A 14,095-nucleotide genomic window follows, 5' to 3' on the forward strand; every position below is an offset into this window, starting at 1 on the left:
CCATATACTATACTAATTAAGGAAACTACTTTTACAATGAACTGATAAATCGTTTGCTTCTGTGTAACTATTCAGCCACATCATAAAGTGAGCTGAATATTTTTTGCTTTTCCTGTCCATGATGTGAATATTGATAGACAAGGAGGTGAATCGCATGTTGACGGTACAACAAGCTGTATTTACAGTTGAAAGCTTAATCAGCAAAGTCCAACAACAAAAGCAGCTCATTACTCACCAACAACAAGTCATTGAGCAACTGTTGAAAGAAAACAAACAGCTACGCAAAGAAAATGAACAACTGAAGTACCGTGTTCAAGAGCTGGAAGCACGCACGAAAAAAAACAGCTCCAATAGCCATTTGCCCCCATCTTCTGACCGTTTTGCCAACACACGTTCTTCTCGTCAACCATCTGGCAACAAGCCAGGCGGACAAGAAGGACATCAAGGAACGACGCTCCGTCAAGTGGAACATCCACATCATCGTGTCGTCCACCGTGTGCATACGTGTCAAGGATGTGGGGTTTCTTTGCGTGACGTCAAACCGTTCAAAGTCGATATCCGTCAAGTGTTTGATGTCCCTCCTGTGGCGATCGAGGTGACACAACATGAACGTGAAGTGAAATCGTGTCCGCATTGTCGATGCGTGCAACAAGCCGAATTCCCATCCCATGTCACGAATCATGTGCAATACGGTCCACGCCTTACTGCGCTCGTTGTTTATTTACATCATATCCAATTGATCCCGTACAAGCGTTTAAGTGATACAATCGAAGCGTTATATCAACACTCGATTAGTACAGGAACCCTTGCCAATATGGTGAAACGAGGACGCGAAGCGCTGGAATCAAATATGGACATCATCGAAGACGCCTTACTTGAATCCAACATCCTGCATGTCGATGAAACGAGTTTGCGCATCAATGGGAAACTCGCATGGGTGCATGTCGCGTGTACATCGAGATATACATACTTGGCTTCTCACGCTTCTCGTGGAAAGAAAGCAACGGATGAGATCGGGATTCTTCCACAATACAAAGGGACGATGATGCACGATGGGTTCGGTACGTATCCGAAATACACACATGCCACCCATGCCCTTTGTCATGCCCACCATTTGCGTGAGTTAAAAGGATTCATCGAACAAGGGCATACGTGGGCGATGCGCATGACCACGTTTCTGTTAGCCGCCAAGCAAGCCGTCGAAGCCCATCACGGTGCACTTTCCGAAGAAGAAGCGAGACGGTGGGAACGAGTGTATGATCGCATCCTAGAAAGAGCACAACATCGATTGGAAACGATGACACCTCTTCCGAAAAAAGCACTCGCTTTTGTTCGACGGCTTCAGAAACGAAAGGAAGAAGCGTTGCGTTTCTTACGTGAAGTACATGTTCCCTTTGACAACAACCAAGCCGAACGCGATCTTCGCATGGTTAAAGTCAAAGAGAACATTTCGGGTACGTTTCGCGTAGAAACATTCGCCCAGTCTTTTTGTATCACAAGAAGCATCGTTTCCACACTGACGAAACACGAAAAAAACGTGTGGGATTCGTTATGTCTTCTGTTGACGGGTGACACGCTTGATCGCGTTCTTTCTACCACTTAGGGCATTTTCTATTACGGGGATGCCCTATTTGTGTTGCGCTTCTTTACATACTACTATCGGAGTGAATAGTTACGCTTCTGTTTCATCCAGATGAACGGAAGCCCTAGAAAAGTAGTGAATAACATCATGCCAATGATCGTTCCTACGCCAAATATGAGTATAAACAGCAGCGCCTGCCATCGATTATCAACAGTTGTTAACGTTAAAAGCACCATCCCGGCACTGCCGGCTAATCCATGAATAATTCCAATTAAGGTCGACTTTAAATGCAGATGGTTTATATTCATTTCTTTTCTAATAGGAATCATATAAGCGGAACGAAAGCTTGTAATTCCTAAGACTACGATCATCACTCCAACGATTAGTTCCAGCCACATTGCTGTGGTTTCTGGTATTTGTTGCTCCATCCCTATTATAACCATGCCAATGACAAACAGGGTTACGGTATGGCCGATCCCCCAAAAAACCCCTGCAAGCGATGAAAGCGAAAGCTTATTTGTTCGGCTGGCAATGGTGGATACAGCAATGACATGATCCGGTTCGGTTGCATGTTTGATGCCTAAGACAAATCCAAAAAGTAAAATCGGTAATACGGTACTCACCAACACTCCATCTCCTTATCTTTTTAGTACTTTCGCAGAAAAATAGGTTCCTCTTGAAAACATTCTTCGCGAATAAACTGATGAATCATTTGAAAAATCGTTTCAATAGCATGCGTTTCATGGGCCAAAACACGAATAACCAATCCAGGGATCATAGGGATGGACCAGCCAAGGTGTACAGAAGCAGGAAAACGCGCTGCCATCGATTCAAATTTTTGAAGAAGATCCTGTGTCATAAAAGGGCTAATCACAAAAAGCGAACCAAAATGAGTATATCCTTCCATCTGAAAAATTCCTGTCATCCCTGTGCTTGTCTCTAAATAGAGATGATCAAACAACTTTAAATTGTCCTCATAATATATCTTTAATTTAGAGCGGATCCAATCGTAGCGAAACAACTCGCCACTTTCTGACCACCCTGGCGTAATAATATCCCCATAAATAAATGTAGAACTTTCTTTCATATAAACGGTCATTTCTTGATAAAATTGAGCTTTTTCATAAGCAATGACTGGATCGGGAAAAAATTCGAGCACACTTTGATCATCCAAGTAAGCTGACGTATATTGTTGTACCGGCACCTTGACTGTCTTGTATATTTTCGTTGCCGATTGGGTGGTGGCAATCAGATGTGCTCCTTCTTGCAACATTATTTCCGTTTTATATCGATCCCCGTCTACATACCCTCCCCCTACATGAATCAAGTAAATCGTCGGCTGAGACGGGTGAAGGTATACCGGCCGGGTCAACTTCAACGCTCCTTCATAATAGCAATCGGAAATAACCGTACGGCCGTTTTTCTCCACAGCCGTACACTGCAACAGTCCTGACCAGCTCATTCTTCTAACCCTACCAACATCACGAAACTTACGCAAGGAAGCCCCTGCCTTTAGGCACGGGGAGGAATTGCACCTTACGCAAGTTCCGCCACCCCCTTTCCATAAGCATATCCGTCAAATCGCTGAATGACTTGGACATATCTATAATTTATTCCTTGTGCGATACGCTTTCCGTCCTTGCCTTTAATATCGAAACTTCCAGTCTTTCTACATGCGACTTCGCCAAACCAAACGCCTTGATATTTCCCTCTTGGGACAACAGCCTTAACCATGTCCCCTGTTTGGAAGCCAAAGAAGAACTTTTGTCTTGCAAGATAACCTCTTGGGAAGCCATATCTATCTAGGTTTGTGCGTGAACGACTACCACGCCCCTTTGCTCTAATGAATAACACTTCTTTTGTTTTGAAATATAAGTGATTTGGTGTGCTTTCGCCTACACAACAAGCGTCAAAATAATGTGTTTTCGGCAAGTCTAAACGAATACGATTCATTTTTGTTCGTGCACCTGTTCCACACTCGACATCTAATCCTGTCTGCTTTAACACTTCATACACTTTCCATCTTGTCGAGTTGATAGCACTTGTATCCTTTAATGTTTCTTTGACTTGCTTTTGAATGTGCGGATACCCGAATTCTTCTGCTGTCTTACTTCCTTTGCGCTGATTACAGTCATGACAGGCAAGACATAGGTTATCCACTCGGTCTGTTCCACCTCTCGATTTTGGAATGATATGCTCCACTTCAAGTGGAACATTTTCTTTTCCGCAATAACAACACTTCCGCCCAAACTTTTCAAGCAAATACTCCCGTACTTCATATCCTTGTAGCGTGCCTTGTTGATACTCTACACCATTGATTTCAGGATTTCGCATGAGTTGCGTGTCGAATTTGGCATTTTCGTATGATATATACCCAATGGGGCATAACTTCTTTAGGCGGTTAACCCATGTTTGGATATTTTGCACACGACTCTCTAGTGATGACGGCAACCACCCCTCCTTTCGCTTGCGGTTCAGAAAGCGTGGTTTTCTGTATCTTGTTTTTCGATTTCGTCTTGCTCGACGAAAAGCACGCCTTTTATCTATTCTTTCCTTGATGTCTGTGCGATGGTCAAGTTGCCCTAACCATACCACTTCTTGTCCTCGCAAAATCGCTAATCCTGTATGCCTGCTTCCATAGTCGATTTTTAGCCGATATGTTGCTTTAATTTCTGATTCGTCTACTGATTTTTTCAAGATGATGGTAAATGGAAATCGCCTGTAAATCGCCGCCTTCCCTTGTTTCAACAGCTTTCTTGCAACTGCTTCGTGACAAGGAGCAAGCGGACGTTTGTTTGTGTCTAACACAAAAACCATAGGGTTCTCCCCTTTCCTCTGCATAAAGCAGGTCATATTCTCCTCGACCATGTTATAGATGCTTGTTATGTGCAAGACACTAGCGCTACCCACCACGCTTGTTTAACCTTGCACGACAGAGGAACGGGCTGGAGAAGCACCCGAACGTGTCATGACATCTATAACGTAGGCTCTGTTTCAAGCCTTGGTCTGGTCAACATGGGGCTTACAAGCCCATGACTTTAGTCATTGGGTTGTTGACATAAATAGAGAAGTCAACGAGCTCCGGACTGAATGTGGCGGCCAAATTATCGCCGCCGCTTTTACGAACAGTGCCTGGCACCTTTTGGACACCGTTCGCTAATCTCCCAACCGCTCCCGTACTTCCTCCTCTGTCATGTCGAGAATATGGGCAACGTCTGTTATACTCATTCCTTTTTCGACCATTTTTCGAATCGTTTCATTTTTCCCTTCTTCTCGACCTTGTTCTAATCCTTTTTTCAATCCTTCTTTCAATCCTTCTTGTCTTCCTTCTTCCCGACTGCCGCGAATGTTTGAGAGTTGATCAAGGAGCCATTTCAGCCGCATTTCGTACGCGTAACGGTTTTCGGGGTCAACGCTTAAACTTTGCCATTCTTCTAACGCCTCTAAAATGTCTTGTTCTGTCATCGCGATTCCCTCCAATTCGCGAAACATCTCTTCATCCATTTTTTTCGTTCGTCCATCGACAGCCGACAACATCGTTAGCCATGGCCATTCCGGTGACTGTTTCACTTCTCTCCGATATTTCTTCCATTTTACCATAAATTGTGACAAGTCGAGTACATGAAATTCAAGGTGATGGCTCCAAAGAAACTGTTCTTCGTCTTCACGAATGTGAAAAACGGTATGGAAGCGATCTGTTTCATGTGGGAAAAGGGGATAATTTAAGATGGCGATCATAATCGTTGGAGGGAGAATGTCGTACCGTTCTCCTTTCGATAGTGAAGATGAAAACAACCTTGCCCAGTAATACAATAGCCGTTCGGGCATACCGTATTGTGGGATGATTTGAATTTCAACGTGAATGCGCTCGCCGCGGTTTGTGCGAACGATGACATCTAACCGTCCAGTCTTACCGTCTTCTGTTTCTTTCGTTAGTTCGGTGTTTTCAAACTGTACGTCGATGATGCGATCATCTCCAGTCCGATGTAGCAACGCATTTAAAAACGCCATCGTGATTGACTTTCTGCTTGGGTGGCCGAACAGTTGTTTAAACATAAAATCCATTTTTAAATCGAGGTATTGCATACAAATCATCCTTTCGTAGAATATAAGGGACAATTTGATTAAAATCGGGAAATAAGGGAAATGCAAAAGTGGAAAATTTACGAACAGTGCCTGGCACCGTTCGCAATAAATTTCTGAACGTTCGATGTACAAACTAGTCTAATGTTAGCATCTAGTTTTTCTCTAAAAACTCGTAAATACATAGGTAGTTCAACAACTCCTGAAGAACCTGTAACGCCAACTAATATATTCAAGCTTAACACCTCCTTTACATTACAGTTTCTCTTGGCGTACCTTTTCTCTCATTAATTAATAACGAAGATAAACTAGTAACTATACCCAAAGCACCTGCAATGAAGAAAAGATATTTTATATTGAAATAATCGACACTGACCCCAAAAATAAACTGGGCTACTGGCGTTGAAAGCATTGAAATCGCCATCATAATACTATTAACTCTTCCTAATAAATGAATAGGTACAGAACGTTGAACAAAAGTAGGTATAAGGACTCCTATAAAACCAGTAATTAAGCCAATTACAAAAACAAAAATTAGAATAATCAAAAAATTTCGGGTGAAACATAGTGCGGCAATACCAGTAGCTTGTAAAAGAAAAGATAAATAAATAATCTTCAATTCAACCCTGTGAATGCTTTTAACTGAAAAGATTAAACCAGTTAACAAACTTCCCATTGACATCGATGAATATATATATCCTAAATACTTAGCATCATCACTAACATTTTTAGCTAAAAAAGGGAACAATACATTAACCCCGTTTGCTCCAATATTTACAAAAAACATAGTTATAACCAAATAAAAAATCATTTTTTGTCTATTCAAAAAACTAAAACCAAGTCTTAAATCCGAAAAGTAAGAAGTTTTGTCATTATTATCGTTCATATTTTCAAGATGACTATTTTTAGAGTCAATAAACAAAATTAAAAAAGTTGAAAATACATATAAGATAGAAATGGCTATCAAGGAATGTTCTATTGAGATTGATTCAACCGTCCAAGCGGCGATTAAAGGTCCCAAAATGATCGTTGTTCTTACAACAGTGAAGTATTGACTATTGAGACGACTCAAATATTCAGTAGCGACTAATCTTGGCTTTATTGATTCTGAGGCTGACCAATAAAAAGCATCAATCGCTCCAAACAAAACGGAGACCATTATGAGAATTACAAAAGAGATAGTATGATCCCATAACAGAATAGCCAAAACTAACACAATGATTGCCCTTATCATGTCTGACAACCACAGAAACAACTTTGCCCCTATTCGATCAATAACCGGTCCGCAAAGAAGCCCAGCAATAAATCTCGACAAACCTAGGGAAAATAAAACTGCTCCCATCAAAAAACCTGATTGTAAAACATCAGCAATATACCAAGCTATAACAACACTGTATATGACATCCCCCAAGTTTGAAAGAAACGTTGCTATACAAAATTTTGTAGCGTTCAAAATGATCACCCTTAGAAAGATTGAGACTAGGCATGTAATGCACTTGTGAAACAGAACAAAATCAAAACATAGGATAAGGGGCGGTTTTAATATAACTAAAGATTCATTATATTACAATTATTACAATAATTAGGTTCATCACCAAAAGTTGTACTTGCACCTGTCATGAAAGTATGTTAGCTGTTTCTAGCCGAACCCGCAATGCAAAACGCTGGATATTTCTGTATCCGTATCCCCGACGTTTCATCAGCTTGATCTTGTTATTTGTTCCCTCCATTTTCCCATTTGAATAAGGGGATAAAATGCACGATATGATTTCGTCTGTTCGTTTGACGAGTGATTTTGCGATGGCGCGAACAGCAGAACAAGGACAAAACAAATACCGATGAACCCAGGCGTTCAAACGACGTTTCGCCTGTTGCTCATCTTTGCTTTTGAACACATAGCGAACATGTTGGAGCGATTGGTAAACAGACTTTAAGTAATCGCTTTCATTACACCATTCTCGTATGATTTGACGTTCTTCCTCCGTCAATTTCTCTGGACATTGGCTCAATAAACGGCAAACGTAACGAACATTTCCGTGTTTCTTGCCTCCTTTGCCCAAATATTTGCGACAACGTTCTAAAGCATCGGTAAACAGCTGAATGACATGGAAATAGTCGACGACATGTGTCGCCTCTGGGCAAACCCGTTGAATCGCTTTTTTCATCGCTGGAGTCAAGTCACTCACGACATACTGAACGGAACGAGACACATGAGCCAATGCACGCCCAATGGCTTCCTCGTTCTTTCCTGCTTCCATGGCATACACTTCTCCCGTTTCGGCATCCATGATCGCCACTCCATAGTCGTGCCCTTTTCGAAAAGCAAACTCATCGACACAAACCGCCTTTGGTTGGACGTCATTCGATAGGAAGGAAGGGGCATGGGTATAAAACCAGCGTTCAACGGTCGTGTAAGGAAGCTTGAGCATACGAGCCACCGCCTGAATGGATGTTCCGATGCAAGATTGCGCGACCCATCGCTGAAAAGCATCCGTCGCCACACTTCGAGGAGAGATGGCTGGATACGACGTGCTGAACGTCACGCCACACGTGCTACAACGTCTGCGCTCGACAGGAAGTTCGATCCAAAAAATTCCGATTCGCTGAGCATAGCCATGCATCCATTGCTTCTTTTTGTCTGTCATTTTGATCGTGCGCTTCAAGCAGACAGGACATAACGGGCATTGTTCGGGTAGAGAAAGTTCGAAAATCCAACGTTCCCCTTCTTTCCGCACCTTTTGAATCAAAACATCTGGTAAATCGATGAGTTCTTTGATAAACTGAGAGTACATGCGAATTTCCCTCCATGGTTTGGTTTGGTCACCTTTACCATACAGGAAAATTCGCATTTTTTGTACCCTCTATTTCCTCTATGCACACCTACCTTAAATGATCAAGTACAACTTGTGGTGAAGAGCCTTTTTTCTTAAATGTTCCCAGTGTATATCTCTTTTTTCTTAAGGTAATATAAGAAACCCATTTGCCACTTTTAGTTTGACTAACGCCTTTTACACCACTGGTATTATTTGATGGAACTTTTCCTGTTAATAGGTATGGTAAAGCTCCGTCTACATAGTTATATTTTCGGTCATTACCAAGATGACCACAACTAATAAGTGTATGCCTGCTGATTAAATTAGATCTGGATACATAAGTGGACTTACCGCAAGAACATTGGCAAAGATATTTTTCTCTATTTTTATCAAATGAGATAACTGTAAGTTCTCCGATTTTTTGTCCCAATAAGTCTTCATATTTATGATTCCCACAGTCTTTGACATATCCTCTGTCCAGTTGCTTTTTAGTGGCTTCAATATATTTTCCACATTTAAGACATCTACATTTTCCAAACAATTAAGCCATCTTCACGTTTTTCAGTCTTCTCTTCGACTATAAGATCGTGATATATTTCCCCTACTATGTTTTTATAGCTATTAGCAATCTCTGCCCCTCGACAACCGCAACTTACTGTTCTTCCTGAAACAAGATTGCTATAGTATACATCAGTAGTATTTCCACAATCACAAATACATTTACATTTTTTGTACTTGCCTTTTTTATAAACAGATAATACTTTTAATTTTCCAAACCTTTTTCCTACAAGTTTATCTTTTTTATTTATTTCTTTTGCTTTGTTTGATGTCATATCTACAAAAATTTTCTCTTTTCAAAATATAACCTCTCTTAAATTTTATTTCTACAATGATATATGAAGAAAAATTATTGCCTATTTTTCAATTCTTTTACATCGTATAGTTGTTCTTGCTTCACCACTTAGAGTGCAAGTGAATAATGTTAAGTCCCAATCTCCAGAGACCATCTCTTCAACTTGTATTTCATCTAACTCTTCTTTCTTTTCTACAGTAAAATCGAAAAGATTGTCATTCATATCTTTAAATTGAATGATATCTCCAATATTTAATCGATGAAGCTTGCCAAAATGGGCTTTATAGTTATGTGCTAACAGGATCATATTATTTAGGTATACCGATCCCTCATATCTTGCCGGGGCGATCTTAAGCTTAGGATAAGACCAAGAGCTCAGAACCGGAAGTTCCAGCTCTAAGCTCGGTATAATTACATATCCGATATAGTCATTGCCATCAATCGTTGTTTTTGGCATTTCCATATACGGGTTTTTAACATAATCAGGTCTATCATCAATTGGTTTTTCAATTTTTGTGACCTTCTTTTCTTCAAGCCTTTCTTTGATAATCTCGGTTTCTTTTCCAACCTGATAATCTTCCCATAAGTTTTTAGAAAAAAGTACAAGTCCTGCTAAAATACAGATAGTACCAAATAAGAAAAACTTATTTACCTTTCGCATTCTAAATTGTCTCTTTCTATAAGGGATGATTAAGGCAATGGCTAACACTAAAAGCCCAGTTAATCTGAATATAGTATTTCCTGATCCACCAGTTGTTGGCAGTTCATAGCCTCCTAATTCCTGATTTATAACCTCAATATTAACATCTCCTCTCGGAATATCACCTTCATGATTTACCAAGAACTTACTAGTTTCTTCTCCATCAATCTTAATAGTCGTAATATAGTTTTTTTCTGGAGTAGCTATTTCATCAACCGAGTAGGTTCCCTCATCTCTCAGAGTAGTACGCCACTTATAATCTTCATTTGGACTTAATACATGGCTTTCATCGTAGGTCTTCAAATCATTAGTAACATTAATTGTAAATGTTATATCTTCATTTAATAATTTTCCATTAATATCTAATAAGACCTTTTTAACCTTCAAAAGAACTGGATCTACCTTTGGAGAATCAATTGATACGGTCTTCTTCTCATCCTTAATATCTGTATAAGTCAAATCAGTTACGGCATTGGTAATAAACTTCTCGTGTTGATTAGTCTTTGCACCTGGTAGAGTTAGAATATCATCGTTGATTTCAATTCTATAAGTTAATTCTGCATATCTTACGTCACTTTTTGCAGCCACACTCTTAGTTACAGTTCCTATATCCCAATTTATTGTTTCTGAATTTCGATCAAAACTTATTTTCCCTTCACTTACTTTTATTTTTGACTCATCTGTTACCGTAAAGCCTTTACCCATGATGTCAACGATTTTGAAGTCACGCATAGCACTTTTGATACTAATAGTTTTTGCTATTTCTTTAAAGGTATCTGTCAATCGCTCCTCATTTCTAACATCATAAAACTTTCCAGAATCAGCAATTTCGCTTAGCGTTCTAACAGCAATTTCCAATGCTTGTCCAGTATAGGTTTCAAAGCCAACACCTACAGCATACAAAGTATCCAAACCTATGTTTGGGTCTTCTCTTAATCTTTTAGCTTCTAAAACAGTTGATTTTTGATGTGAATATCTGTATTCTCTTGCAAAGTTCTCACCGTCCACATGATAACGATGAGCTTGTACAGTTAGGTCTATATTATTCGGATCTTTAGTACCTGTTTTATATTCTCCATAGGTATACCAGTAAACATTTCGTATATTCTTATTAACTTTCAGAGTCTTATATGCTGCTGACGACATATTTTCAGTTCCCAAACCTACCCTATTATTGTAATTAAATTGAATCTTACTTTCATCTTCAGGTAGTCTGTAGTATTTAGTCTTTTTATAAAGATCCTTTATATTAAAAGGACCACCTGGCTGGTAATATAATTCTGTTTGTTCTATTTTCTCATCCCAAGATGAAGAATCTAAGTCATAACTAAAAGTCGGAAAACCATCAGTCATAAGCACCATGTGCTTATTATCTGCTGAAGAACCTTTTAAAATTTCACCAGCCTGTTTAATAGCTGCTTGAGTAAAAGTTCCCCCTTTCTTCTCTGGGTCAAATGAAGGCGGTTTTTTAATCGCATCAATATTTGAATATAGTGCTTGTTTGTCTTGTGAAAATGGTTGTTTAATATCCCCAGAGATTATCGTTACCTCACCATTATAAACTACTATAGCAATTCTTAAGTTAGGATTTTCATTCAGTGCTATATCAACAAATTTCTTAGCAGCCTCTTGTGCCGCTTGAAAACGAGTTCGTCCATCAGCTAGTTTGTTTTTATACATACTATATGAATTATCAAGAACTAGAACAACATCTGTAGTATCAGGTATGTTGTCCCTACCTTCTACACGAACAGTAATATCCCAAGTATTAACCTTTCCCTTAACAGGTGTTGCTGTTTTCTTTGTTATAACTTGGCCATGTTCAAGAACTATATTACCAAAGGCATCGGAAGTACGACCTGGATTCAGTATTTGAGAAGAGTCTATTACTGCTTTTCCAAGAGAACCGGGAGCATATTCTATATAGTGCTTAACATCATTAACAAAGTCTGTTGCCTTAAGAGTAGAGGGATGATCTGCTATTACTTCAACAACTGTCACAGGAGAGAAGCTATCAAATTCAGCTTCTATAACTCCGTTTTCCCCAATTTCAATTTCCTTATCTTCTACCTCATTTGTTAATTCATTCAGATGAAGAACCTTTACTTCCTTTGTAGCATCATCAAGATCAGTAGTATCAAAACCTGAGAAGGACACCCTTAACTTATTAACAGGTTCAATTTCCTCCCCATCTAACAAGATGCTTATATCATAATGATGCCAATTGATCTTAATGGAATCACTTTTTTCAGGAATAAATTTTTCCATCTCTGTCTCGATAATTTCAATTTGCTCTTTATCTTTCCCATTGTTTGGATTAAGTTCTTTTACCTCAAGCTGTATTTCACCTTCTAATTCTGAAAAGTCTTTTCTCAACCCCTCAATAGTAATTTTCTTATTACCTGATAAACTCTTTTCAAGCTGAATAAATTCATCTAGTGAATTACTCTCACTCTTTTTTTCGTCTAATGAGCCTTTTTTTATTTCTTGTGTGTTTGTTGTAACAATTGAATTACTTTCTTTTGTATTCTCATCAAAAGAATCTTTACCCATAGCTAGAGAAAGAGGGGAATTTGAAAATAATATTAGCAACGCTAAAACTATCGATATAATTTTTTTCATTTTAATTTTAATTTTCATTCATCCACCTTCTTTCGGTTCTTTCGGTACCGTCAAGAATTTTGTGTAATGTAAAATAGATAGGGTATCTCTGAAATAGATTTAGAATAGAGGGGAGACTGGTTTCCTCCACACAAGAGACTGAATATTCAGTCTCTTGTGTGGAAAGGGAGAATCCCCTTATTTTGTTTATTTACAATATTTGGTTAATTGTAACGTTCTTCAAACATTCGTTGAAGGGCTTCATGCGCTTCGGCAAATCCTCGCAACTTTCGCCCTGCCCATTTCTCATTAAAATCTTGAATGGTCAAATACACGATTTTTTCAGCGGCTTCTAAACTATTCAAACTGTTCATCGGTTTTAGGCGTTTCCGAATTTCCTTGATCGTTCGTTCAATGGCATTCGTCGTATAAATCACACTTCGAATACTGCTTGGATAATCCATAAATGTAAGGAGGACATCCAACTCATTGGCCCAAGATTGAACTTCTCTCGGATACTTGCTGGACCATTTCGACTCAAACTGTTGAAACATTTGTAACGCCATCTCCTTATTCGGCGCGCGATAAATCAGTTTGAGATCCTCTGCCACTTCAAATTGATCTTTTTTCCGAACACGGCTGAGGGTGTTACGGACTTTGTGAACGACACAACGCTGCACATCGGCTTTCGGATAAACCGCCTTAAAGGCTTCCTCCAACCCCGGTAGTCCATCGAATACGCCCAGAAGCACTTCCTTGACGCCTCTTTGATAGAGGTGTTGAAGGATTTCCTGCCATACATAGGCGCTTTCTTGTCCTCCCACAAAGAAATCAAGAATTTCGCGATATCCTTCTTCGTTCACCCCTAACACCACATAAATGACTTCTTTCTCCACGGTTTCGCGACGAAGTTTTACGTATAAACCATCCAAATATAAAACCGAATAACGCTGATGTAGAGGACGATTGTGCCATTTCTCGATGTCTTCCTTCACTACATCGGTAATACGACTGATTGTCGTTGGAGAATAGGCATTTCCTAAAATTCGTTCGATAAACTTGCCAATTTCCCTCGTACTCATGCCACTTTGATACATTTTGATGACGGCTTCCTCGAGCCAACCAGTATGACGTTGGTAAGGGGCAAACAGCTGCGTTTGAAATTCCCCATTTCGATCCCTTGGGACCAAAAGGCCTTCAATTCGGCCATATTGCGTATCTAGATTTCGTTGATAGTAGCCGTTTCTCATATTCGATGTTCCGGCCTGTTCGATTTCGAGGAAATGTTTGATTTCTTCCCGCATGATCAGTTCTAATTTTTCCTTTACAAACTGACGAATGACACTTTCCAGTTGATTTGCCCAGTCTACATTCGGTATACTTTTAGACATAGGTAGGGTACTCCTTTCTCTAAGATTTTTGGTTCAAATCAGAGAATACCCTACCTTTTTTCTTTTTGCCTA

Annotated in this window: 12 protein-coding genes and 1 pseudogene; 1 reads left to right on the forward strand and 12 read right to left on the reverse strand. The window is 39.5% G+C overall.

All coding sequences use genetic code 11. The features are described from left to right. Window positions 1-154: 154 nt before the first annotated feature. Window positions 155-1,603 carry an IS66 family transposase gene (gene tnpC, locus NSS60_RS10825; protein WP_088223283.1) on the forward strand — a complete coding sequence of 483 codons (1,449 nt, stop codon included), beginning with the start codon at window positions 155-157 and terminating at the stop codon, window positions 1,601-1,603. Window positions 1,604-1,656: 53 nt separating this feature from the next. Here the strand turns inward: tnpC and NSS60_RS10830 are convergent, their stop codons facing one another. The 12 genes and pseudogenes from NSS60_RS10830 to NSS60_RS10880 all read right to left on the reverse strand — a co-directional run bounded on the left by NSS60_RS10830 (window position 1,657) and on the right by NSS60_RS10880 (window position 14,023). After that, window positions 1,657-2,205 carry an urease accessory protein UreH gene (locus NSS60_RS10830; protein WP_340720845.1) on the reverse strand — a complete coding sequence of 183 codons (549 nt, stop codon included), beginning with the start codon at window positions 2,203-2,205 and terminating at the stop codon, window positions 1,657-1,659. A 23-nt stretch (window positions 2,206-2,228) separates the two neighbouring features. Further along, window positions 2,229-3,044, reverse strand: coding sequence for an urease accessory protein UreD (locus NSS60_RS10835; RefSeq protein ID WP_035018805.1), 816 nt, complete (start codon window positions 3,042-3,044; stop codon window positions 2,229-2,231). Window positions 3,045-3,118: 74 nt separating this feature from the next. Next, window positions 3,119-4,399 (reverse strand): RNA-guided endonuclease IscB, encoded by a 1,281-nt coding sequence (gene iscB, locus NSS60_RS10840; protein WP_340720846.1) that lies wholly within the window; start codon window positions 4,397-4,399, stop codon window positions 3,119-3,121. A 238-nt stretch (window positions 4,400-4,637) separates the two neighbouring features. Then, window positions 4,638-4,703: pseudogene (locus tag NSS60_RS10845) on the reverse strand (urease accessory protein UreG); the annotation flags it as partial. A 35-nt stretch (window positions 4,704-4,738) separates the two neighbouring features. Further along, window positions 4,739-5,668: an Rpn family recombination-promoting nuclease/putative transposase gene (locus NSS60_RS10850; protein WP_340720847.1), complete on the reverse strand. Its 930-nt coding sequence runs from the start codon at window positions 5,666-5,668 to the stop codon at window positions 4,739-4,741. A 77-nt stretch (window positions 5,669-5,745) separates the two neighbouring features. Further along, window positions 5,746-5,910, reverse strand: coding sequence for a flavoprotein (locus tag NSS60_RS15000; protein WP_080601159.1), 165 nt, complete (start codon window positions 5,908-5,910; stop codon window positions 5,746-5,748). 5 nt (window positions 5,911-5,915) lie between these two features. Beyond that, a complete protein-coding gene (locus NSS60_RS10855) occupies window positions 5,916-7,127 on the reverse strand; it encodes an MFS transporter (RefSeq protein WP_064213934.1) in 1,212 nt (403 codons plus the stop codon). 154 nt (window positions 7,128-7,281) lie between these two features. Continuing rightward, window positions 7,282-8,457: an ISL3 family transposase gene (locus NSS60_RS10860; protein ID WP_004891576.1), complete on the reverse strand. Its 1,176-nt coding sequence runs from the start codon at window positions 8,455-8,457 to the stop codon at window positions 7,282-7,284. A gap of 88 nt (window positions 8,458-8,545) precedes the next feature. Next, window positions 8,546-9,019, reverse strand: coding sequence for a hypothetical protein (locus NSS60_RS10865; protein WP_155116434.1), 474 nt, complete (start codon window positions 9,017-9,019; stop codon window positions 8,546-8,548). Continuing rightward, the gene (locus tag NSS60_RS10870) at window positions 9,003-9,311 is read right to left on the reverse strand and encodes a hypothetical protein (RefSeq protein WP_004891577.1); all 309 of its coding nucleotides are present in this window, start codon (window positions 9,309-9,311) and stop codon (window positions 9,003-9,005) included. Before NSS60_RS10870 ends, NSS60_RS10865 begins: the two co-directional genes overlap by 17 nt. Before the next feature lie 81 nt (window positions 9,312-9,392). Next, window positions 9,393-12,671 (reverse strand): VWA domain-containing protein, encoded by a 3,279-nt coding sequence (locus tag NSS60_RS10875; RefSeq protein WP_340720848.1) that lies wholly within the window; start codon window positions 12,669-12,671, stop codon window positions 9,393-9,395. Window positions 12,672-12,856: 185 nt separating this feature from the next. Further along, complete coding sequence (locus NSS60_RS10880; RefSeq protein ID WP_340720588.1) at window positions 12,857-14,023, reverse strand: IS256 family transposase; 1,167 nt, start codon at window positions 14,021-14,023, stop codon at window positions 12,857-12,859. Between the last annotated feature and the right edge of the window lie 72 nt (window positions 14,024-14,095).

Origin of the sequence: Anoxybacillus sp. FSL W8-0382, from assembly GCF_038003845.1 — a bacterium.
Lineage (GTDB): Bacteria > Bacillota > Bacilli > Bacillales > Anoxybacillaceae > Anoxybacillus > Anoxybacillus flavithermus_G.